This is a genomic window from Rhodovulum iodosum, assembly GCF_041020385.1.
GTDB lineage: Bacteria > Pseudomonadota > Alphaproteobacteria > Rhodobacterales > Rhodobacteraceae > Rhodovulum > Rhodovulum iodosum.
This window is the reverse complement of sequence record NZ_JBEHHI010000001.1, coordinates 717125-739842: the sequence shown is the minus strand read 5'-3', so window position 1 is coordinate 739842 and position 22718 is coordinate 717125. Positions and strand designations below refer to the sequence as shown.

General features: G+C 66.9%; 15 protein-coding genes. 10 read left to right on the top strand and 5 right to left on the bottom strand.

Annotated elements, in window-relative coordinates:
- A complete protein-coding gene (xylA, locus tag Ga0609869_RS03595; RefSeq protein WP_125407690.1) occupies positions 1-1314 on the bottom strand; it encodes a xylose isomerase in 1314 nt (437 codons plus the stop codon).
- Entirely contained in the window at positions 1311-2762 is a 1452-nt protein-coding gene (gene xylB, locus Ga0609869_RS03590; RefSeq protein WP_125407693.1) for a xylulokinase, read from the bottom strand. The genes xylA and xylB overlap by 4 nt, the downstream gene beginning before the upstream one ends.
- Positions 2763-2982: 220 nt before the next feature.
- Between xylB and Ga0609869_RS03585 the strand changes: the two genes are divergently transcribed.
- Positions 2983-4728: a sugar phosphorylase gene (locus tag Ga0609869_RS03585; protein WP_125407696.1), complete on the top strand. Its 1746-nt coding sequence runs from the start codon at positions 2983-2985 to the stop codon at positions 4726-4728.
- Positions 4729-4744: 16 nt separating this feature from the next.
- Here the strand turns inward: Ga0609869_RS03585 and Ga0609869_RS03580 are convergent, their stop codons facing one another.
- The 3 genes from Ga0609869_RS03580 to Ga0609869_RS03570 all read right to left on the bottom strand — a co-directional run bounded on the left by Ga0609869_RS03580 (position 4745) and on the right by Ga0609869_RS03570 (position 9450).
- Positions 4745-7243 carry an FG-GAP repeat protein gene (locus Ga0609869_RS03580; RefSeq protein WP_125407699.1) on the bottom strand — a complete coding sequence of 833 codons (2499 nt, stop codon included), beginning with the start codon at positions 7241-7243 and terminating at the stop codon, positions 4745-4747.
- A 187-nt stretch (positions 7244-7430) separates the two neighbouring features.
- Positions 7431-8651, bottom strand: coding sequence for a glycosyltransferase family protein (locus Ga0609869_RS03575; RefSeq protein ID WP_125407702.1), 1221 nt, complete (start codon positions 8649-8651; stop codon positions 7431-7433).
- A 19-nt stretch (positions 8652-8670) separates the two neighbouring features.
- The gene (locus tag Ga0609869_RS03570) at positions 8671-9450 is read right to left on the bottom strand and encodes an HAD-IIB family hydrolase (protein ID WP_125407705.1); all 780 of its coding nucleotides are present in this window, start codon (positions 9448-9450) and stop codon (positions 8671-8673) included.
- Positions 9451-9566: 116 nt separating this feature from the next.
- Here Ga0609869_RS03570 and Ga0609869_RS03565 point away from each other — a divergent pair, with 116 nt between their 5' ends.
- The 9 genes from Ga0609869_RS03565 (at position 9567) to Ga0609869_RS03525 (ending at position 22541) form a co-directional block, all read left to right on the top strand.
- Positions 9567-10274: an ABC transporter ATP-binding protein gene (locus Ga0609869_RS03565; RefSeq protein ID WP_125407707.1), complete on the top strand. Its 708-nt coding sequence runs from the start codon at positions 9567-9569 to the stop codon at positions 10272-10274.
- Positions 10275-10279: 5 nt separating this feature from the next.
- Complete coding sequence (locus tag Ga0609869_RS03560) at positions 10280-12643, top strand: ABC transporter permease (protein WP_125408217.1); 2364 nt, start codon at positions 10280-10282, stop codon at positions 12641-12643.
- Positions 12644-12647: 4 nt separating this feature from the next.
- Positions 12648-13862 carry an efflux RND transporter periplasmic adaptor subunit gene (locus Ga0609869_RS03555; RefSeq protein WP_125407710.1) on the top strand — a complete coding sequence of 405 codons (1215 nt, stop codon included), beginning with the start codon at positions 12648-12650 and terminating at the stop codon, positions 13860-13862.
- A gap of 238 nt (positions 13863-14100) precedes the next feature.
- Positions 14101-15801: a type I secretion system permease/ATPase gene (locus Ga0609869_RS03550; protein WP_125408219.1), complete on the top strand. Its 1701-nt coding sequence runs from the start codon at positions 14101-14103 to the stop codon at positions 15799-15801.
- A complete protein-coding gene (locus Ga0609869_RS03545; protein WP_125407712.1) occupies positions 15798-17231 on the top strand; it encodes an HlyD family type I secretion periplasmic adaptor subunit in 1434 nt (477 codons plus the stop codon). The genes Ga0609869_RS03550 and Ga0609869_RS03545 overlap by 4 nt, the downstream gene beginning before the upstream one ends.
- 203 nt (positions 17232-17434) lie before the next feature.
- Positions 17435-19363, top strand: coding sequence for a polysaccharide biosynthesis protein (locus Ga0609869_RS03540; RefSeq protein ID WP_438826870.1), 1929 nt, complete (start codon positions 17435-17437; stop codon positions 19361-19363).
- 53 nt (positions 19364-19416) lie between these two features.
- Positions 19417-21573: a YjbH domain-containing protein gene (locus Ga0609869_RS03535; RefSeq protein ID WP_125407715.1), complete on the top strand. Its 2157-nt coding sequence runs from the start codon at positions 19417-19419 to the stop codon at positions 21571-21573.
- Complete coding sequence (locus tag Ga0609869_RS03530) at positions 21570-22220, top strand: YjbF family lipoprotein (RefSeq protein ID WP_170168856.1); 651 nt, start codon at positions 21570-21572, stop codon at positions 22218-22220. The genes Ga0609869_RS03535 and Ga0609869_RS03530 overlap by 4 nt, the downstream gene beginning before the upstream one ends.
- Positions 22221-22301: 81 nt before the next feature.
- Positions 22302-22541: a hypothetical protein gene (locus Ga0609869_RS03525; RefSeq protein WP_125407731.1), complete on the top strand. Its 240-nt coding sequence runs from the start codon at positions 22302-22304 to the stop codon at positions 22539-22541.
- Positions 22542-22718: the final 177 nt, after the last annotated feature.

Below are 22718 nucleotides of genomic sequence, written 5' to 3'. Positions count from 1 at the left end.
TCAGACGAAGCGGTTGACGAGGTTTTCGAGATATTCCTGGCGGCCCGATTGGGGCTGCGGGTCCAGCCCCTCGGCCTCGACATGGGCGGCGATCTCGGCCAGGCTCATCTCGCCCGACAGCATCCGGCGTCCGGTCTCGCCCTGCCAGCCCGCATAGCGGTTTTCGACAAAGCCCGCGAGACTGCCCTCTTCCAGCATCGCCGCCGCGGCCTTGAGCCCGCGCGCGCAGACATCCATGCCGCCGATATGGGCATAAAGCAGGTCCTCGGGGTCGAACGACTGGCGCCGCAGCTTGGCGTCGAAATTGGTGCCGCCGGTGGTGAAGCCTCCGCCCTTGAGGATGTGGTAATAGGCCAACGCCACCTCCGGCACGTTGTTCGGAAACTGATCCGTATCCCAGCCCGACTGATAGTCGTTCCGGTTCATGTCGATCGAGCCGAAGATGCCCAGGGCGGTGGCGAGCGCCAGCTCATGCTCGAAGCTGTGGCCCGCCAGGATCGCGTGGCCCTGTTCGATATTCACCTTGATCTCGTTTTCCAGCCCGTGCCGCTTGAGAAATCCATAGACCGTGGCGACATCGTAATCGTACTGGTGCTTGGTCGGCTCCTGCGGCTTGGGCTCGATCAGGATCGTGCCCTTGAATCCGATCTTGTGCTTGTGCTCGACCACGAGGTTCATGAAACGGCCCAGCTGGGCGTCCTCGTGCCCGATATTGGTGTTGAGCAGCGTCTCGTACCCCTCGCGCCCGCCCCAAAGCACGTAATTGGCCCCGCCCAGCCGGTGCGTGGCCTCCATGCAGCATTTCACCGTGCCGGCGGCGTAGGCAAAGACGTCAGGGTCGGGGTTGGTCGCGGCGCCCGCCATGTAGCGGCGGTTGGAAAACAGGTTCGCCGTGCCCCAGAGCAGGCCGACCCCGGTGGCCTCCATCTTCTGCCCGAAATAATCGGCCATCTCGTCCAGCCGCGCGCGGCTTTCGGCAAAGCTGTCGCCCTCGGGGCGCACATCGTGGTCGTGGAAGCAGAAGAACGGCGCGCCCAGCAGCGAAAACATCTCGAAGGCGACATCGGCCTTCAGTTTCGCCAGCTCCATCGTGTCGGCGGGAAACCACGGGCGCTGGAATGTGTCGCCGCCGAACGGGTCGGTCCCGGTCCAGACGAAGCTGTGCCAGTAGCAGACGGCAAAACGCAGATGATCGGCCATCCGCTTGCCCAGCACCGTCTCGTCGGCGTTGTAGTGGCGAAAGGCCAGGGGGTTTGTGCTGTCCGGCCCCTCGTAGGGGATGGGGGCGGAAAGGGGAAAGAAATCGGTGCTCATGTCACGGCCTTCAATGCGGGGTAAAGGGCGCGGAAGCCTTGGTAGGCCTCGCGGTAGGCGGGGGTCAGGTCCGCCCGGGGCGCGACGGTACGGGCGACCGGCGGGGGGGTCATGACCTCGGCGGGCTTGGCGCCGGTGACGGCCACCATCGCCAGCCTCGCCGCGCCCAGCGCGGCGCCGTAATCGCCCTGGGCGGGCAGGTCGATGGGCAGTCCGAAGACCGTCGCCAGCAGCTCGACCCAATAAGGCGATTTCGAACCGCCGCCGATGGCCAGCAGCCGGTCGAGCCGCGCGCCGGTGGCTTTGAGCGCCTCAAGGCTGTCGGTCAGGGCAAAGGCGACGCCTTCCATCACGGCGCGGGTCATGTCGGCACGCTCGGTCGCGATGTCGAGCCCGGCAAAGGCGCCGCGGATGGCGCTGTCGTTATGCGGCGTCCGTTCGCCCGAGAGATAGGGAAGAAAGCGCAGGGAACCTGGTGCGCCGATGGCCGTACCCAGCTCGGCCGACAGCGCGGCCGGCTTGTGCCCGGTGATCCGGGCATGCCAGTTCAGGCTGTCTGTCGCGGCCAGGATCACCCCCATCTGGTACCAGGTTTCGGGCACCGCGTGGCAAAAGGTGTGCAACGCGGTTTCGGGGGCGGGAGCATAGCGGTCGCGCGCGGCCAGCAATACACCCGACGTGCCCAGCGAAACGAAGCCCGCGCCCTCGGCCAACGCGCCCACGCCGCAGGCCGCCGCCGCGTTGTCGCCGCCGCCCCCGGCCACCGCGACCGAACCGGCAAGCCCCAACTCGGCGGCGAGATCGGCGCGCAGCCGCCCGCTGACCGCCGAGCCCTCGACCAGGTCGGGCATCTGTTCGGCCCGCATCTGCCCGGCCTCCAGCAACGTGCCGGACCAGGCCCGCGCCCCGGTGTCCATCCACGAGGTGCCGGCGGCGTCCGACATCTCGGACACATGCGTGCCGGTCAGCCAGAGGCGCAGGTAATCCTTGGGCAGCAAAACCTTGGCGACGGCGGAAAAGACATCGGGCTCGTGCGCCGCCACCCACAGCAGCTTTGGCGCGGTGAAGCCCGGAAAGACGATGTTGCCCGACAGCCGCCGGACATCGGGCAGCGCGTCCAGCGCTGCGGCCTCGTCATGAGCGCGGGTGTCGTTCCACAGAATGCAGGGACGCAGCACCTTGTCGTCCGCGCCCAGCAGCGTGGCGCCATGCATCTGCCCCGACAGCCCGATCCCCCTGAGCGCGGCAAAGGCCTTGGGCTGAGTCCGGCGCAGCGCGGCCATCGTGCCCTGACAGGCGGCGATCCAGTCGGCGGGGTCCTGTTCGCTCCAGCCCGAATGGGGGTGGGCGACGGGGTAGCTGGCCTCGGTCGTGTCAACGATGCGACCTGCCTCGTCGACGAGGCTGGCGCGCAGGCCCGAGGTTCCCAGATCAAGGCCCAGAAACATCGCTCCCCCCTTGGTTGCGGAGGAAGGGTTTCACGGCCCGCCCCCGCCTGTCAAAGCAAAAAAGGCGCCGCGCTGCGGCGTGGCATGCCGGGCGCGACGGCCCGTTCTCTGCCCACTTCTTGGGCATGTGCCCCTTAAATCGCCCCGGGAGCGCGGCGACCCTTGCCATTGCCGCGCCGCCGCGCAAGGGTTTGCCGAAGCACCCCAAGCCCGCGCCAGAATGACAGAACCTTCCCAGACCCTCCGCGTAAAGCTGTCCGAACTTGTCGGGCGCATCTACCCCGACCGCGACCGGGCCGAGCTGGTCAATGCGCTCGTCGCTGCCTTCTGGCCCGAGGGCAGCCACCCGCGCAAGCGCGCGCGCACCCCGTCGAACCGGCTTTGGTCGCCGCATGACGCGATGGTCATCACCTATGGCAACACGCTGATCGACGGCGCGCACAAGCCGCTCGACCTCTTGAACGATTTCCTGCGCCGATACCTGAGAGGGACGGTCAGCAGCGTGCATATCCTGCCGTTCTTTCCCTTCACCTCGGATGACGGGTTCGCGGTGACCGACTACCGGGCGGTCAACAGCCATCTGGGCGACTGGGCCGACATCCGCCGCATCGCCGATGAATTCACGCTGATGTCCGACCTGGTGCTGAACCACGTCTCAAGCCAGTCGAACTGGTTCAGCGAATATCTTCAGGGGCACGCGCCGTTCGACCGGTTCTTTTTCGAGGCCAGCCCCGATGACGATCTCTCGCCCGTGGTACGCCCGCGTACCAACCCGCTGCTGCGCGAGGTCGAAACGGCGAACGGCACGCGATATGTGTGGTGCACCTTCAGCCACGACCAGATCGACCTTGATTTCCGCAATCCCGAGGTGCTGCTGGAATTCCTGCGGATCATGCGACTGCACGTGGAAAACGGCATCCGTATCATCCGCCTCGATGCGGTTGCCTTCATCTGGAAGGAGGCGGGCACGCCCTCGATCCACCTGCCGCAGACCCATGCCATCGTGCAGCTCATGCGCGTGCTGTGCGATTTCGCGGTCGAGCCGCTGATCCTGCTGACCGAGACCAATGTGCCGAACATCGAGAACCTGTCCTATTTCGGCAACCGCAACGAGGCGCACGCGGTCTACAATTTCTCGCTGCCGCCGCTGATCCTTCACGCGCTCTTGTCGGGCAGCGCCGAGTATCTGCACCTTTGGCAGATGGGCATGCCGCCGGCGCAGCTGGGCTGTGCCTATCTCAATTTCACCGCCTCCCATGACGGCATCGGGATGCGCCCGGTCGAGGGGCTGTTGCCCCATGACGAGATCGCCCGCGTCATCGAGGCGGTGCGCAGCTTTGGCGGCGAGGTGTCGATGCGCACGCTCAACGGCGGCGGCGAGGCGCCTTACGAGCTGAACATCACCTGGTTCGACGCGATGACCGGCACGCTGGAGGGCCCCGACGACTGGAAGGTGGAACGCTTTCTCTGCAGCCAGTCCATCGTGATGGCGCTGGAAGGGGTGCCGGCCTTTTACATCCATTCGCTGCTGGCCACGCCGAACGACCATGCCGGCGTGGAAAAGACCGGGGTCAAGCGGGCGATCAACCGCCACCGCTGGGATTATCCCACGCTTCTGGAACGGCTCGACGACCCGTCCAGCCCGCAGTCGCAGGTGCTGCGCCGGATGAAGCGGCGCATCGGCATTCGCTGCCGCCAACCGGCCTTCCATCCCAACGCCACGCAATTCACCCTGCATCTCGACACGCGCATTTTCGGGCTCTGGCGGCAGAGCCTCGACCGCGACCAGTCGATCTTTGCGCTGCATAACGTCAGCGGCGACACGGTGTCGGTCTCGCCGCTGTCGATCAACCTGATCGGCAGCGAGAACTGGACCGACCTTTTGTCGGGCGAGACGATTTCACCCTCGGGCACCGATATCCCGTTCAAGCCCTACCAGTGCCGCTGGATCACCAACCGGGCATAAGGGCCCGACCGGACGATCAGGCCAGAAGGTCGAACACCTCGCCGCCGATCTCGATGTTGAGGCTGTCCTGCCCGGCCCCGTCGACCAGTGCCCAGACGATGAGGCCCTCCGGACGGTAGACCACGAACGCCTCTTGAACGTCGTCGTCGCCAGAGCGCCCGGTTGCGGGCGAGGATGTGTGCGTAAAGCGCACATTGAAGTCGTCGACCGATGCCGTGGCGTCGCTGAAGAGCAGCACGTCGCCCTCGGCGGCATCGTAATCCTGCACCCAGTCCGAGCCGTGGTTGGCGATGCCGAGATGGTAGAAATCGTCGGCGCCCGCGCCGCCGTTGATCCGGTCGAAGCCGAACCCGCCGTTGACGAAGTCGTTGCCATCGCCGCCGAAGACGAGATCGGACAGCGCCCCGCCGGTGATAACGTCATTGCCGGCCTGGCCGCGCAGGTCGTCGGCGCCAAATCCGCCGGAAATCCGGTCGTCGCCGTTCATCCCGAAGACGAGATCGTTGCCGTAGCCCGCGTCGATATCGTCATTTCCGTCGCCGCCATAGATCTCATCGCGCCGGTCGGCAGAGGTCGCGCCGCCCAGCACGACGTCGTCGCCCGCCTCGGCGTTGACCGTGTCGGGGCCGTCGCCCGCCTCGATCCGGTCGTCGCCTGCGGTGCCGGTCAGGCTGTCGGCGCCGGGCGTGCCGAAGATGGTGCTGCCCCCCGCACCCTCGAAAAGTTCGCCGCCCGACAGGACGTAGACCTTTCCGTCGTCGTCGAGCGCGACCAGATCGCCGGGCGCCCCGATCAGCAGTTCGGGCGTCCCGTCGCCGTCGAGGTCGCCGCTGGCAAGGGCGTAGCCGGCCGAGTCGGCCGTAGCCCCGTCAAGCCGCAGCATTCCCGCCGTGTCGGGGTCGTCTGACACCATGCCGAGCGACGCGAACGGTGTGAGGCTGCCCTCGCCATCGCGGCCGAGCACGACATAGACCGCCCCTTTCCCGTCGCCGGCGTTCAGAAACCCGATCCCGAAATCGCCGATACCGTCGCCGTTGACATCGCCGAGGGCCGAAAGGCCAGAGGTCAGGCCGCCGGTGTCTTCGTCGACCTCTCCGTCCTCCGAAAGCAGGTCGAAGGCGGGGTCGGCCGCATCGCCTTCGGCGTTGCCCAGCAGGCGCACATCGCCGTCGCCCGCCAGCGTGCCGCGCCGCGGCAGGCCGCCATCGAACAGCCCCTCGTCGCCCAGGATTGCGTAGACCGCCCCGACATTGGTCGCCGGGCTCACGCCGGTCCGGTCCAGCAGCGGGGCCAGCACCCCGATATCCGACACCCCGTCGCCGTCGATATCGCCGAGATCGGAGGGCGAGAAACCGGCCGCCGTGATTTCACCCGTTACCTCGCCCTGCAGGAAATACTGGTCGCGCAGGGTGACCTCGGCGCCGGGGCTCACGCCGTCCTCGAAATGCAGCAAGAACAGGCCGCCGCTGGTGTATTGCGAGTCCTCGGGCCCGTCCTGCAGCGCGCCGCCGAAGGGGGCGCCGACCATCAACTCCGACAGGCCGTCGCCGTCGAGGTCGGCCATCCCGAGCGTATCGAACATCCCGATCAGCCCCGAGAAGACCGGCCGCGAGCCACCGTCGCCGTCGTCTTCGCTCTCGACATAGCCTGCGGTGTAAAATCCCTGGCTGCCGTCGCCCTCGACGATGTCCGCACCCAGGCTGATTACCGCGGGCATCTCTTCATCGCCGAAAATCCCGTAGACGCGGCCCAGCGCCGAGGAAGGCGACGGAATTCCGGGGAAGCTGGGGATCTCCAGCGGCGATCCGTCGGGCTCGTAAAAAATCCCATCGGCTTGAAACGTCCCCAGCGCCAGGTCGGCAAAGCCGTCGCCGTTCAAGTCGCCCCCGCCGGTCATCGACAGCCCCAGGCGCAGGCCCTCCGCCTCGCCCTCGATGATGGTGATGGCGGGCGAGCCGTCGCTCATGGCCGGCATGTCGGCCAAGTCGATCAGCCCGGTGCCGGCCTCGGCCAGCGCCTCGGCCGAGGGCCCGCCATAGAGGATATAGGCCGTGCCGGGGCGGTGGTCGTAGGTCGTGCCGAAGGGGCCGCCGTCGACCTCGACAAAGCTCGGGGCGGCCAGCAGCGCGTCGGCGTATCCGTCGTTGTTGACGTCGCCCGCGGCCGTGCCGGTCAAGTCGTCGAATTCCAGCGCGCCCTGCACATAAAGGCCGTTGCCGGCCAGGTCGCTCGACGACAGCGTCAGGTCGAACACCCCGTCGGTTACGTCAGAGGCGAGCGCGGAGCCGCCGTAAATGATGAACGCGCCGCCGGCGTCCTCTCGGGTGCTGCCGATTTCGCTTTTGTCCAGGCCCGGCGCCCCGACGATGAAATCGTCGATTCCGTCGCCGTTGAAATCGCCAAGCACCGATACGGCGCTGCCGACACCCGACGGGTAGCCGGATATGTTCAGATTGCCTTCGACGGAAAAGCCGAAGGCGGCGTCGTCAATTGCTTCCGGAATCTGGATTGCCATTCTTAATCCCCTACGAGTGCGACAATACGTCCACACTAATCAACCCGTTCGCGGCTTGCCAAGGGGAAAAACCCATTTCGGATATATGGATAGACCGGCCGCGCCCGCCGCCTCGGGCTGCTCGGGTCACGTGAGGTCTTTCGTACACTGAAGCAGTTCAGGGCTCTGGCGGGCCCTTTGACGCCTGCTAACCGAATTCGGCGATATCGTCGGCCACGGCGCGCAGCATGTCGGTCATCAGCGCGGTGTCGGCGGCATGAACACGGTTCCACGTCGGGATGAACGGCGTCTCGGAGGGGTTGTCGAGAAAGACCTGCCCGGCCTGCCAGATGTTCGCGGCGAAAAGCTCGATGATCCGCTCTTCGCGGTGCCGGTCGAGGTGCAGCCCGTTCATGCGCGCGTCGCTGTAATAGCATTCCAGAAGGTCGAGCGCCGAGCGGTAATAGGTGGCCTTGAGGGTGCGGAAGATTTCCTCGGTGAACACCGTGCCGTCCGCGGCGAGCTTGCGGAAGATCGACTTGCAGATGTCGATCGACATCCGCGACAGACCCGTCGTGGAATCCTCTTGCGAGACGGGCTGGTGCTTGTGGTCGTAGGCGTCGGCGATTTCCACCTGGCACACCGATTGCGGCGCGAGGTTGCGCCACGCCTCCGACAGCACGCCGATTTCCAGCCCCCAGTCCGAGGGGATGCGCAAATCGGGCAGGGGCGCGGTGCGCATGGCGAACTCGCCCGACAGCGGGTAGCGGAAAGAGCGCAGGTAATCGAGGTAGTCGCGGTCGCCGATCACCTTTTTCAGCGCCAGCAGCACCGGGCTGACCAGCAGGCGCGAGGCGCGCCCGTTCAGCTTGCCCTCACCGATGCGCGGGTAATAGCCCTTGGCCAGCTGGTAAGAGAAAGTGGGGTTGGCCACCGGATAGACCAGCCGCGACAGCATCTCGCGGCTATAGGTCAGGATATCGCAATCGTGCAGCGCCACCACGGCGCTGTCCTTGCAGGCCATCATGTAGCCGAGGCAAAACCACACGTTGCGCCCCTTGCCGGGCTCACCGGGGTCCAGCCCCAACGCTTCGAGCCTTGCGTGGATGGCCTTCATCCGCGGGCTGTCGTTCCAGATCACCACGTGGTCCTGCGGCAGCCGCGAAAAGAATTTCAGCGCGTGGGCGTATTGCTCGGCATCGGCGCGGTCCAGCCCGATGACGACGCGATGCAGGTAAGGCACCTCGGCCAGTTCGTCGAGGATCTTGGGCAGCGCCTCGCCCTCCAGCTCGGAAAACAGCGAGGGCAGGATCAGGCTGATCTTGCGGGTCTGGGAAAAGGTGGTCAGTTCGCGGCTGAGCGTCTCGGCATCGCTGGAGCGCAGGTTGTGCAGGGTCGCCACGTTGCCGTTTTGATGAAAATCAGCCATCCGTCCCGCCTCCTGCGCGTTACAGCCCGCGCTCTGTGATAACCCGTTCAATGGCGTCGTTCCAACCCTTCGGGCCGGGCGCGTCAATGCGCCGGACATGGCCCTCGGCCTCGCCTTTCAGCGGCGGCAGAGGCGCGCGGTGCGGGTTGGCCACGACGATCCCCAGGTCGGCGGCTTCCAGCATCTCGATATCGTTGGGCGCGTCCCCCAGTGCCACGCGATAGGGATGGTCGTAGCGCGCGGCGATTTCGTCCATCCGGCCCGCCTTGGTGCCGCCGAAACTGAGCGTCAGAAACCGCCCGCCTTCGCGCGCGGTCACGCCCTGTTCGGCAAGAAGTGCAAGAAACGCGATGCGGTCGGTGTCGCTGCCGGCCCAGAGGCCGGGTTCCGAAAACCGGCGCCGGGCGGCCAAGGTTGCGGCGGCGGGCGACAGGCCGGTTGCCTGCGCGATGCCCCCAGCGCCCATATCGCCGAATCCGGTGAAGAGCGCGCGCAGATCGTCGGGCAGGGCGTCCAGCGCGGCGCGCAGCAGGGCGTAATCGCCCCCCGCGGCGGGCGCATCGGCCCCGCCCTCCAGCACGCCCGCCCCGTTTTCCACGATGGCCGGCACATCGGCAAAGCCCAGCTCGGCACGCAGCGGCGCGATTTCGGCGGCGGTCTTCGACGACGCCAGCACGACCGGAACCCCGGCGGCCTTCAGCCGGGCCAGCGCGGGGTCGGCCTCGGCATGGCTGTAGGTGTCGTGATCCAGAAGCGTGCCGTCGAGATCGGTGAATACGATGAGGGGCGCGGGCGGCATGGGCGGTCTTTGTCCGGCGGTGGGTCGCGCGCACCTTAGGCCGGACCGCGCGCAGCCGGAAGGCCCCCCTTGAACCCGCCGGCCCTTGCATGCCTTATGAAGGTGGAGGAAGCCCGATGGCATGGCCAATCTTTCGAACCGAGGGCGTGACAAAGGTCTACGACACAGGCGAGGTGCAGGTTCACGCGCTGGCCGGTGTCGACCTGACGCTTTTCGCGGGCGAGTTGGCCGTCCTGCTCGGCCCGTCGGGGTCGGGCAAGTCGACGCTTCTGAACATCCTTGGCGGGCTCGACCGGGCAAGTTCGGGGCACGTGTGGTTCCGCGATACCGATCTGACCGCCCTGCGCGAACGGGGACTGACCCGTTTCCGGCGCGACCACGTGGGGTTCGTCTTTCAGTTCTACAACCTCGTGCCCAGTCTCAGCGCGCGGGAAAACGTGCAGCTCGTGACCGACGTGGCGCGCGAACCGATGCCGCCGGAAGAGGCGCTCGGCCTTGTGGGACTGTCCCACCGGATGGACCATTTCCCGGCCGAGATGTCTGGCGGCGAGCAACAGCGGGTGGCGATCGCGCGGGCGATCGCCAAGCGGCCCGAGGTGTTGCTGTGCGACGAGCCCACCGGCGCGCTCGACAGCAAGACAGGCATCCAGGTGCTGGAGGCGCTGAAGGACATCAACGACCGGTTCGGCACGACCACGGTCGTCATCACCCATAACGCGGCGATCCGGAAGATGGCGCATCGCGTGGTGCGGTTTCAGGACGGGCGGATCACCGAGGTGGAGGTCAACGAAACCCGCCTCGCGCCGCACGAGATCGTGTGGTGAGCCGGATGGAGGCGATCGACATCAAGCTCTTGCGCGATTTTCGCCGGCTCTGGGCGCAGGCGCTGGCGATCGCGCTGGTGCTGGGCTGCGGGGTGGCGATTTTCCTGACCTCCTTCGGCATGTTCCGCGCGCTGGAGGACACCCGCGCGGCCTATTACGAGCGCAACCGCTTTGCCGACGTGTTCGTCACGGCGCGGCGGGTGCCCGGCCACATGGTCGAGGCCATCGCGGCGATCCCGGGCGTGTCCACCGTCGAGACCCGGGTCACGGGCTCGGTCGTGCTCGACATCCCCGGGCGCGAGGAGACGGCAGTGGGCCTGGTTATCTCGCTGCCCAACGGGGGCCTGTCGCAGCTCAACCGACCGGTGATCCGCTCGGGCAGGCTGCCCGACCCCGATGCGGCCGACCGGGTGATGGTCAACGCGCCCTTCGCCCTCGCGCATGGCTTTGGTGCGGGCGATGTTTTCTCGGCCAATCTCAACGGGCGGAAACGGCCGCTGACGATCACCGGCACGGTGCTTTCGCCGGAATACATCTATACCCTGGGCCCCGGCGCGCTGATGCCCGACAACGAGGGCTTCGGCATCATCTGGATGCCCGAGCGCGCGGCGGCGGCGGCCTTCGACATGACCGGGGCGTTCAACTCGGTCAGCATGAGCCTGACCCGCGGCGCCGACGAGGCAGAGGTGATCGACCGGCTGGACGACCTGCTGGAACCCTATGGCGGCATGGGCGCCTACGGGCGCGAGCAGCAGGTGTCCAACAGCTTCATCGATGCCGAGATCGCCTCGCTGAGAAGCACCGCGCTGATCCTGCCCCCGGTCTTCTTCGGGATCACCGCCTTCCTGGTGAACATGGTGCTGGGCCGGATCATCGCGCTGGAGCGCAGCCAGATCGGGCTGCTCAAGGCGGTGGGGTATTCCAACTGGGAGGTTTGCCTGCACTACCTGCTGCTCGCCGGGCTGGTGGCGGTGGCGGGCATCGTTCTGGGCTGGGCGGTGGGCGGCTGGCTGGCCCATGCGCTGGCGGAACTCTACGCCGATTTCTTCGACTTTCCCTTCCTGATCTACCGCGTTTCCTACGACGTCTACGCCATTTCGGCGGCCATCGCGCTGGCCTCTGCCGGCCTGGGCGCGGCGCGGGCGGCGCTGTCGGCCGCGCGTCTTTCGCCGGCGGTGGCCATGGCGCCACCCGCGCCGCCGCGCTATTCGCGCAACCTCTTCGACAGGATGCTGGCCGCGCTGCGGCTGTCGCAACCGGCGATGATGATCCTGCGCGCGATATTGCGCTGGCCGGTCCGGTCGGGGCTGACGGTGCTGGGGCTGGCGCTGGCGGTGGCGGTGATGGTCGCCGCCACCTTCACCGAGGATTCGCTGGACAAGATCGTCGATGCCGCCTTCTTCCAGTCGAACCGGCAGGACGCGATCCTCTATTTCACCGAGGACAAGCCCATCAGCGTGCTGGAGGAAATCCGCCGGCTGCCCGGCGTAATGGCGGTGGAGGGCCAATATTACCTCAGCGCCGAGCTGCGCCACGGCCACCGCGAAAAGCAGATCGCGCTGGAGGCCCGGCCCGAAGGCAGCGACCTGGCGCGGGTGGTCGATGAGCGGGGCCATGTGGTGGTGGTGCCCGAAAACGCCTTGGTCCTGACCCGCCGGCTGGCCACACATCTCGACGCGCGGCCCGGCGACGTGATCGAGGTGGAGTTCCAGGGCGACAAGCGCCAGACCAACGAGCTGCCGGTCGCGGCGCTGGTCACCCAGTATTTCGGCCTCGGCGCCTTCATCGACTACGACACCGCCAACCGGCTGTTCCGGCAGGCGCCGCAGATCACCATGGCCAACATCCTGATAGACCCGAGGCACGAGGCAGACCTGCACGCGCGGCTGAAGGACATGCCGGGGCTGGCGGGCACCGTGATGCTGACCGACACCAGGCGGTCGTTCCAGGAGACCATCGCGGAAAACGTGCTGATCATGAACACGATCTACGTCACCATCGCGGTGTTGATCACCGTGGGGGTGGCCTATAACGGGGCGCGGGTGCAGCTTTCGGAACGGGCGCGGGAACTGGCCAGCCTGCGTATCCTGGGCTTCACCCGTGGCGAGGTCTCGGCCATCCTGATGGGCGAGACGGTCGTTTTGGCGCTGGCGGCGCAGCCGGTGGGCTGGCTTTTGGGCTGGGGCATCTCCTGGGCGATGACCGAGGGCTTCACCTCGGACCTCTACGCGGTGCCGCTGGTGCTGCGCCCGGCGACCTTCGCCCAGGCCAGCATCGTGGTGCTGGTGGCCTGCCTGGGTGCCGTTCTGCTGGTGCGGCGGCGGCTCGACCGGATGGATCTGGTCGCGGTGATGAAGACGCGGGAGTGATGCGATGAAGGTCTCGGCGCGAAACGTTATCTTGGCCGGTCTCGGCGCAGCGCTGGTGGGCGGACTGGTCTACACCGCCGTTCGCACCGATCCGGTGCCGGTGGACCTGCACGAGGTGGGCCTTGGGCCGATGCAGGTCACGGTGAATGCCGATGGCGAAACCCGCATCCGCGACATCTACGAGGTGGCCGCGCCGATTGCCGGCACCGCGCGGCGCTCGCCCGTCGAGGTGGGCGATGCGGTGGCAAAGGGCGAGACGGTCGTCGCCGTTGTGGAACCGGTTGCGCCCAGCCTGCTGGACACGCGCAGCCGCGTGCAGGCCGAGGCCGCGGTCCGCGAGGCCGAGGCGGCGCTGCACCTCGCCGAAAGCGAGCTTGCCCAGGCGGTCGAAGACCTCGTCTACGCCCAGAGCCAGCACAACCGCATCCAGACGCTCGCCCAGCGCGGCGTCGCCTCCTTTACCCAGCTCGAGGACGTGACCCAGCAACTGGCGATCAAGCGCGCCGCGCGGGATGCCGCCGAGGCCGGGGTGGCGCGCGCCGAAAGCGCGCTGGAACGCGCCCGCGCCGCGCTCATCCCGCCCGAAGAGCAGGCGGGCTCGGTCAATGGCGAATGCTGCATTGAACTGCACGCGCCGATCGACGGTACGGTGCTGGATATCGACGTGATTTCCGAACGCCCGGTCAGCGTGGGCACAAGGCTGCTCAGCATAGGGCGGCCCGACGATCTTGAGATCGTGGCCGACCTTCTGTCCACCGATGTGGTGCGGCTGGCCCCCGGTGCGCGCGCCATCGTCGATCGCTGGGGCGGGTCCGATCCGCTGGAGGCGCGGCTGAGGACGGTCGAGCCGGTCGCGCGCACCAAGGTTTCGGCCCTGGGCATCGAGGAACAGCGCGTGGACGCGCTGTTCGATCTCGTCAGCCCGCCGGCGGCAAGGCCCGGCCTGGGCGATGGCTTTTCGGTGTTCCTGCGCATCGTGGAATGGGAGACGGACGAGGCGCTGAGCGTGCCGCTGAGCGCGCTTTTCCGCCGCGACGGGGGATGGGCGGTGTTCACGGTCGCTGACGGGCAGGCCAGCCTGCGCCCGGTCGAGATCGGGCGGCGCAACGCGACCCATGCGCAGGTGCTCGACGGGCTCGCCCCCGGCGAGCGGGTCATCACCCACCCAAGCGACGCGGTGGCGGACGGGGCGACGGTGATCGACCGCGCCGCGCTCTGAGGGCGAAATCGCGCAACTTTCAGGTTGACACATGCCCTGCTATGCCGCCACTCCCCTAGACGTGCGTCGCCACCGGGGCGGCGGCCAGACCAGTGCATACCCAGCATTTGGCCATGCGGCCTTGCCCCGCCGACGGCAGTATTAGGCGCCGCTGAGCCAGAGTTAGCGAGGAACGACAGAACCCGTGTCCCGGCCCCAGCCTTCCAGAAGCGACCTGATCCGTATCGGCCAGAAAGAGATGCGCGAAGCGCGGTCCAAGGGCACGACGCTCTTGGGCTATTCGTTCCTGTTCAGCATCTTCGTCAACCTCTTGATGCTGACCGGCCCGCTCTTCATGCTGCAAATCTACGACCGCGTGCTCGGCTCGCGCTCGGAAGAGACGCTGACCGCGCTGTTTTTGCTGGTGGCGGGCCTCTACGCGCTGATGGCGATCCTGGACTTCGCCCGCGGGCGGGTGCTGGCGCGCTTCGGCGCGCGTTTTCAGTCGACCCTCGACCAGCGGGTGTTCGACGCCACGCTTCGCCGCGCGGTGGTGCCCTCGGAACGCGCCGCGCCGGCGACCGCCCAGCGCGATCTCGAATCGATCCAGACGCTGTTTTCCTCGACGGCGCTGCTGGCGCTGCTCGACATGCCCTGGACGCCCGTGTTCATCGGGGCGATCTTCATTTTCCACCCGCTGCTGGGCTGGCTCGCGGTGGCCGGCGGGCTTTTCCTGGTTTCGCTGACTGTGCTCAACCAGCTGCTCACGCGGCGCCGGCTGAACGAGGCGCAGACGGCCTCGCAAGGGGCCTATGGTTTTGCCGAGCAGGCGCGCATGGCCAGCGAGATCGTGCGCGCCCAGGGTATGCGGGGCGCGATCACCGAACGCTGGCTGAACCGCCGCGTCGATGCGCTGAAACAGACGCTGGGGGCCAGCGACTGGACCGGCAGCTTTACCTCGTTCACCAAGGCGGTGCGGCTGTTTTTGCAATCGGCGATGCTGGCGCTGGGCGCGTGGCTGGTGCTGCAGGGCGAGATGACCGCGGGCGCGATGATCGCGGCTTCGATCCTCCTGGGCCGGGCGCTGGCGCCGGTGGAACAGGCGCTGGGCCAGTGGCAGGTGATCCAGCGCGCGCGTGCGGGCTGGACGTCGCTCTCGGCGTTTCTCGGCGCCACCCCGAAAGAGCCCGTGCGCACCGCCCTGCCGCGCCCCAAGGCGGAGCTCGTCGTCAAGGGCCTGAGCGTGGTGCCGCCCGGCGGCAGCACGCCGACGCTGAAAAACGTGAGCTTCAAGCTGGAGCCGGGCCACGCCCTTGGCGTGATCGGCAAGAGCGGGGCGGGAAAGTCGACGCTGGCGCGCGCGCTGTTGGGGCTGTGGTCGCCTGTGGCCGGCGAGATGCGCCTCGACGGCGCTACGCTGGATCAGTACGACGTCGACAGCCTGGGCCGGCATATCGGCTATCTGCCGCAAAGCGTGACGCTTTTCACGGGCACCGTCACCGAGAACATCGCCCGCATGTCGCTGGACCCCGACGAGGCCGCGGTGATCGACGCCGCCAGGCGCGCCAATGCCCATGACCTGATCACCAGCCTGCCCAAGGGCTATGACACGGTGATCGAGGGCAACGACAGCCAGCTTTCGGGCGGCCAGCGTCAGCGCATCGCGCTGGCGCGCGCGCTTTACGGCGACCCGGTGCTGCTGATCCTCGACGAGCCCAACTCGGCGCTGGACGCCGACGGTTCCGAGGCGCTGAACAAGGCCGTGCGCTCCTTCAAGGCGGACGGCAAGTCGGTGATTATCATGACCCACCGCCCGGCGGCGATCTCGGAATGCGATATCCTTTTGGTGCTCGACAACGGCCAGGCCACCGCGCTGGGGCCACGCGACGAGGTGCTGAAATCGATGCTGCGTAACGCCGACGATGTGCAGAAAACGCTGAAACGGGGGGCTGGCGCATGAGTGACGCCGACCAAAAACCCCCGGCGCCTGCGCCGCAAACCCAGCCCGAGGCCAAGACCGAGGGCCTGCCGGCCGCAACCGCCGCCGCGACCGCGCTGGCACGCCCGGCCGCAAGCCAATCGGGGACCGGCGGCGCGCAGCCGCCGCGCTGGCGCGCCACCTTTCCCATCGTGGTCGGGCTGCTGGCGCTGGTCGTTCTGCTTGGCGGGATCGGGCTGTGGAGCGTGCAGGCCCGCATCGCCGGGGCCATCGTGTCGTCGGGCATGATCCAGGTGGAATCGAACCGCCAGGTGATCCAGCATCCCGACGGCGGCGTCGTGGGCGCGATCCTGGCCAAGGACGGCGACGTGGTCGAGGCCGGCGATGTGCTGATCCGTTTCGACGACACCTTGCTGCGCTCGGAACTGGCGATCGTCGAGGGCCAGCTCGACGAGATCCTCGCGCGTCGTGCCCGCTTCGAGGCCGAGCGCGACGGCCGTGACGAGGTGGACTTTCCCGAAGAGCTGATCTCGCGCGCCTCGGTGATGCCCGATATCACCTCGCAGATCGAGGGCCAGCAGCGGCTGTTCGAGGCCCGCATCGAGTCGATGGCGCGCGAGTCAGAGCAACTGGACGAGCAAGTTGAGCAGATCGAGAACCAGATCCGCGGGGCGCAATCGCAGATCGACGCGCTGTCGATCCAGCTCGGCCTGATTTCGACCGAACTGCGCGACCAGCAGCAACTGCTCGACAAGGGCCTGACCCAGGCCTCGCGCGTGTCGACGCTGCGCCGCGAAGAGGCGCAGCTGAAGGGCGAGATCGGCAAGCTTGAATCCGACATCGCGCGCGCGCGCGGTCAAATCGCGGCGATCCGCATCGAGCAGCTCAAGCTGGTGACCCGGCGGCGCGAAGACGCGATCACGACCCTGCGCGATCTGCAATTCCGCGAAATCGAGATGCGCGAAAAGCGCCTGTCGCTGCTGGAAACGCTGTCGCGGATGGAGGTGCGTGCGCCGGTCGGCGGCGTGATCTACGGCACCCAGGTCTTCGCGATCCAGTCGGTGGTGCAGCCGGCGCAGCCGATCATGTACATCATCCCGCAGGACCGGCCGCTGATCGTCTCGTCGCGGATCGAGTCGATCCATATCGATCAGGTTTTCGTCGGTCAGCCCGCCACCCTGCGTTTTACCGCCTTCGACCAGCGCCGCACGCCCGAGATCGAAGGCCATGTCACCAAGCTGTCGGCGGACGTGTTCACCGACGAGGCGACCGGGATCAGCTTTTACCAGGCCGAACTGGTGCCCGACGATGGCGAACTGTCAAAGCTTGAGGGGCAGGAGCTGTTGCCGGGGATGCCGGTGGAGGCCTTTATCAAGACCGGCGACCGCAGCCCGCTGACCTATCTCGTCAAGCCGTTGTCCGACTATTTCAACCGCGCCTTCCGCGAGTAGGCGAGCGTGGCGGAAAAGCGTCATTATCCGGGCGATCTTCTGGTTTTCTGCGCCGCAGCGTTGCGGCGGCGGGGATTTTCCCGGATAGTCGGGGCGCTGCGGGCAGCGCATGGCAGCGTAAGAAAACGGGGGACTGGATGACCGACGCATCCAACGACAATACAAAGCGTCAGGGTCAACAGGTCGAGCAGAACGGATCTTGGATCGGCCGGAAATTGTTGCGGCTGGTGGTGAGCCTGGGGCCACGGCGCAAGACGGCCGTGTTCCTGCTGGTCGACATGTTGACGGTGCCCGTTTGTTTCGTACTGGCGCTGGGCCTGCAAACCACCCATTTCTGGCCCTCCGAACTGGCCGACCGCGGGCATTACCTGGTGATCGTGCTCATGGGGGTGGCCGCGCTGGTGTCGATGGTGCTTGGCCTGCCGCGGATCAAGCTCAAGGCGTTCGAGACGCGCGGAATCTACGCGACGGCGATCTTCGCCTCGCTGGTGGCGCTTTCCGGGATCGCGCTCAACCGGCTGGCCGGCGGGCCGGTGCCGGTGACGACCTTCATCACCTTCGGTATGCTGACCTTCCTTTGCGGGGCAGGCTGGCGGCTGGTGGGGCTGCAGGCGCTGTTGTGGGTCTACCGCCAGGGCCAGCCGCGCTGCCGCGTGCTGATCTACGGGGCCGGGCGCACCGGCATCCAGCTCGCCACGGCGCTGCACAAGGACGAACAGATCGAGCCGGTGGCCTTCGCCGATGACAACCGCGCGCTACAGGGCATGAACGTCGCGGGCCTGCCGGTGCATCCGCCGGCGCGCATCCCCGAACTCGTTGCCGAAAAGGGCATCGGCCGCGTGTTGCTGGCGATGCCCAGCGTCTCGCGTCCGCGGCAACTGCGCATCGTGCGGCGGCTGGAGAAGATGGGGCTGGACGTGCACGCGCTGCCGTCTTTCGCGCAGTTGGCCGGTGAGGGCGGGCTGGTCGAAAAGCTGGCGCCGATCTCGCCCACCGACCTGCTGGGCCGCTTCATGCTGGACCAGGAACTGCCGCAGGTCTCGGAATATTACGAGGGCCGCAACATCATGGTCACCGGCGCCGGCGGGTCGATCGGGTCGGAACTGTGCCGCCAGATCCTCGCCTGCAAACCGGCCTGCCTGGTGCTCTACGACATCTCCGAGGTGTCGCTTTACACCATCGACATGGAACTGCGCGTGCTGGCCGACGATGCCGGCGTGCGCCTCGTCTCGGTGCTGGGCTCGGTCGGCGACCGGCCACGCGTATCGCGAGCACTCAAGCTCTACGACATCGACGTGGTGCTGCATGCCGCGGCCTACAAGCACGTCCCGATCGTGGAAGAAAACGAGACCGCGGGTCTGTCGAACAACGTGCTGGGCACCCGCGTGCTGGGCGAAGCCGCGGCCGAGGCCGGGGTGTCGAGCTTCGTTCTGATCTCGTCGGACAAGGCCGTCCGGCCGTCCAACATCATGGGCGCCTCCAAACGCCTCGCCGAGCTTGTCTTGCAGGACCTGATGGCGCGCAATGCGGGCACGCTGTTTTCAATCGTCCGTTTCGGCAACGTCCTGGGCTCTTCGGGCTCGGTGATCCCGCTGTTTCAGGACCAGATCTCGCGCGGCGGCCCGCTGACCGTTACCCACCAGGACGTCACGCGTTATTTCATGACCATCCCCGAGGCGACGCGCCTGGTGCTGCTGGCCGGCTCTTTCGCGCGGGGCGGAGATGTCTTCGTTCTGGACATGGGCGAGCCGGTGCCGATCCGCCGCCTTGCGCGGCAGATGATCGAGGCGGCGGGCTATACCGTGCGCGACGAGAGCAACCCGGACGGCGATATCGAGATCATCTTCACCGGTCTGCGCAAGGGCGAGAAGATGCACGAGGAAATCCTCACCGGGGCCGATCTCTTGACCACGCCGCATCCGCGTATCCTGCGCACCCAGGAAGAATCGCTCTCGCGTCTCGAGGTGGCCTCGATGCTGCGCGACCTCAGCGCCGCGGTCAGCCGCGCCGATCCCGACTCTGCGCGGGAGGTGGTGCAGCGCTGGGTGCGCGATTATTGCCCCGATCCGGACGCGCTGCCCGCGCCTCAGGCCTTGACGCTGCGCCCCGCGCCGCAGGAAAAGGCGCAATAGCGCAGGCGAGCCCGCCGCACCTGACGGGCGACACCGGAACGAAGGTCTGACACATGGGACGCATTAGGCGAGATCGCAACATACCGGCCCGGGGCCTCGGCGTATCTGCCCTCGCTCTGTGGCTGGCCGCAGGCCCGGCCCTGGCCCAAAGCCAGGACACGGCGTGGAATACGCCCTCGCTGAACTTCAACGGCGTGACCGGGTTGATCGACATGCCCTCGGGCGAGGCCCAGCCCGATGGGCAGGTTTCGTTGACCTTCGGGTATTTCGGCGGCATGAGCCGCACCACCCTGCATTTCCAGTTGGCGCCGCGCCTGTCGGGCGCCTTTCGCTATTCCGGCACGCGCGACTGGGGCGATGTCGTCGATAGCAATTTCGACACCTATTTCGACCGTAGCTTCGACATGCGGCTGCTGCTCTTGAAAGAGCGGCGCTACGTGCCCGCCGTGACGCTGGGCTTTCAGGATTTCGTCGGCACGGGCCTTTTTTCGGGCGAATACATCGCGGCCACCAAAGAACTGCTGCCGGGGCTGAAGGTGACCGGCGGTCTCGGCTGGGGGCGGCTGGGGAGCTATAACGATATCGGCACGCCGTTCGGCGACCGACCGGAGATCGACATCGGCGAGGGCGGCAACGTCAACAACACCCAGTGGTTCCGCGGCCCGGCGGCGCCCTTCGGCGGCATAGAGTGGCAAATCAACGAGCGTTTCACATTGAAGGCCGAGTATTCCTCGGACGCCTATGTTGAGGAGGCCGGTCGGCGCGAGGTCTTCGAGCGGGAAAGCCCGTTCAATTTCGGTGTCGACTACAAGGTGAACGAGTCGCTGCGCGTCGGCGCCTATTCGCTTTACGGCAGCGAGTTGGGGGTGATGGCGTCGATCACGCTGAACCCGAAGCGCCCGCCGAACCGGGGTATCTTCGGACCTGCGCCGACCCCGGTCGAGCGGCGTCCGGCCCTCAGCGCCGACCCCGAAGCCTGGTCGGAAGAATGGATCACCCAGGACGGCGTGACCGAGATCTTGCGGCGCAACATGCGCAAGCAGCTTGAGGCAGACAGCCTGGAGCTTGAATCGATTGCGCTATCGGGCGATGCGGTCGAGCTGCGTTTCCGCAACTTGCGCTACGATTCCTCGGCCCAGGCCATCGGTCGGGTGGCGCGGGCGCTGACCCGGGTGATGCCCGCCTCGGTCGAAACCTTCCGCATCGTGCCGGTGGTCGACGGTGTGCCCGCCGCCGCCGTCACCCTGCGCCGCACCGATGTCGAGCAACTGGAACACGCCCCGAACGGCGCGGCGGCCATTCGCAGCCTGGCCGGGCTTGGCGATGCCGGCCCGATGCGGCGCGGCAGCTATGCCGAGGGGCTTTACCCCAAATTCGACTGGGCGCTCGGGCCCTATCTTCGCACCAGCTATTTCGACCCGGACGAACCCGTGCGGGCCGATCTCGGGCTGCGTCTGCAGGGCAGCTACGAAATGTCGCCGGGGGTGGTCCTGTCGGGCTCGGTCAGCGGACGGCTGGTCGGCAATCTCGGCGACAGCGACCAGGAATCGAACTCGGAGCTGCCGAAGGTGCGCTCGAACGCGGCCGAGTACAACCGCCAGACCGATGTCGGCCTCGACCGTCTCACGGCCGCCTATTATTTCAAACCGGGCCGCGATCTCTACGGGCGCGTCACCGCTGGCTATCTCGAACGTATGTTCGGCGGGATTTCGGGCGAGGTGCTTTGGCGGCCGGTCGACAGCCGCCTGGGCCTGGGCGCCGAAGTCAACTATGCAAAGCAGCGCGATTTCGACGGCGGGTTCGGTTTTCAGGATTACGACGTCTTCACCGGGCATGTTTCGGCCTATTACGACCTCGGCAGCGACTATCAGGTGCAGATCGACATGGGCCGCTACCTGGCCGGCGACTACGGCGCGACATTCACGGTGGACCGCGAATTCGACAATGGCTGGCGCATCGGCGCATTCGCGACCTTCACCGATGTGTCGGCGGAAGAGTTCGGCGAGGGCTCGTTCGACAAGGGGATACGGTTGCAGATCCCGCTGGCCTGGTTCACCGGGACCCCGACGCGCGAGCGGTACTCGACGGTCGTGCGGCCGCTGTCGCGCGATGGCGGGGCGCGTCTGCGGGTGGATGGCCGCCTGAACGAAAAGATCCGGGATTACCACCGCGACCGGCTGGACGCGCAATGGGGGAGGTTCTGGCGGTGAAACGGATCAAAGGGTTGCTGTTGGCGCTTGCCGGCAGCGTCGCGCTGAGCTCTTGCGGCGCTTCGGACACCTCTTACGAGGTTTACGGCCAGTTTCGTGAGCGGCTCAAGACACTGGGGCGCGGCAACGAGGCGGCCGAGCCCGGCGCCGAACCCAGCCGCGCCAGCATCGCCGCGTTCACCGATCCGCTGATCCTGGCGCGGGTGGACCGGACTGGCGGCATGTCCTTTATCGTGCGCACCAGGAAATACGGGGCGACCGAGGTCTGGCAGTCGACCGATGACGTGTCGATCACGCTGATCGGCGGAATTTTGCGCGCCACCCGCGGCCTCGGCGACGACCTGATGTCCTCGGACGTGATGCCGCTGGGCATGCAGGCGGATTCCGGCCGTGAGCACTATTATTTCGGCGGAGATGCGCGCACCCGGCTCGTGACCTTCGCCTGTACCCGGCAGACGCTGGGCACTGAGCGGATAATCGTGCTGGAGCGGGCCTATTCCGCCCGCCATATTGCCGAGACCTGCCAGGCCGGCGAAACGAGATTCACCAATGAATACTGGGTGGATAGCCGCGGCGTGATGCGTCAGTCGCGGCAATGGGTCAGCAGGGGTGTCGGATACGTCACACTTAAGCGGGTTGTCGATTAAAATCGTGACATCTGCCTTTTGACAGACCCAGACGGATGATATACGCATGCTAGTGGCACTCGCACCTTTTGGAGTTTCGACATGAAAAAAATCACTACCCTCGCTCTGGGCACTGCCCTGACCCTGTCCATGGCTTCGACCGCTTTTGCTGGCGGCCCGGTTGTGGTTGAAGAAGAGCCCGAGCCGATCATGGCTCCGGCGACCGGCAGCAGCGCCGGCATCGGCGCGCTTCCCCTGCTCGGCGGCGTTGCCGCTGCGGTGGTCGTGGCTGCCGTGGCCTCGGGCGGCGACGACGACGATTCGTCGGCCACCACCGAGTAAGCCAAGCACCGGCTTTCGCTTCGAAAGTTGCGAAATGATTAGAGGGCCCGCACGGATGTGCGGGTCCTTTTCCGTTTCGGGCGCCCTGCATGGCGGGATTTCTCTTGTGCCGCGGGGCGGCCTGTCGCAGGACGGCAGCCACGAACGGATGTTAGGTACGCCACGGAATTACAGCTC

Coding starts and splice junctions, on each gene's coding strand:
- xylA (WP_125407690.1), bottom strand. CDS start 1,314: ATGAGCACCGATTTCTTTCCCCTTTCCGCCCCCATCCCCTACGAGGGG.
- xylB (WP_125407693.1), bottom strand. CDS start 2,762: ATGTTTCTGGGCCTTGATCTGGGAACCTCGGGCCTGCGCGCCAGCCTC.
- Ga0609869_RS03585 (WP_125407696.1), top strand. CDS start 2,983: ATGACAGAACCTTCCCAGACCCTCCGCGTAAAGCTGTCCGAACTTGTC.
- Ga0609869_RS03580 (WP_125407699.1), bottom strand. CDS start 7,243: ATGGCAATCCAGATTCCGGAAGCAATTGACGACGCCGCCTTCGGCTTT.
- Ga0609869_RS03575 (WP_125407702.1), bottom strand. CDS start 8,651: ATGGCTGATTTTCATCAAAACGGCAACGTGGCGACCCTGCACAACCTG.
- Ga0609869_RS03570 (WP_125407705.1), bottom strand. CDS start 9,450: ATGCCGCCCGCGCCCCTCATCGTATTCACCGATCTCGACGGCACGCTT.
- Ga0609869_RS03565 (WP_125407707.1), top strand. CDS start 9,567: ATGGCATGGCCAATCTTTCGAACCGAGGGCGTGACAAAGGTCTACGAC.
- Ga0609869_RS03560 (WP_125408217.1), top strand. CDS start 10,280: ATGGAGGCGATCGACATCAAGCTCTTGCGCGATTTTCGCCGGCTCTGG.
- Ga0609869_RS03555 (WP_125407710.1), top strand. CDS start 12,648: ATGAAGGTCTCGGCGCGAAACGTTATCTTGGCCGGTCTCGGCGCAGCG.
- Ga0609869_RS03550 (WP_125408219.1), top strand. CDS start 14,101: ATGCGCGAAGCGCGGTCCAAGGGCACGACGCTCTTGGGCTATTCGTTC.
- Ga0609869_RS03545 (WP_125407712.1), top strand. CDS start 15,798: ATGAGTGACGCCGACCAAAAACCCCCGGCGCCTGCGCCGCAAACCCAG.
- Ga0609869_RS03535 (WP_125407715.1), top strand. CDS start 19,417: ATGGGACGCATTAGGCGAGATCGCAACATACCGGCCCGGGGCCTCGGC.
- Ga0609869_RS03525 (WP_125407731.1), top strand. CDS start 22,302: ATGAAAAAAATCACTACCCTCGCTCTGGGCACTGCCCTGACCCTGTCC.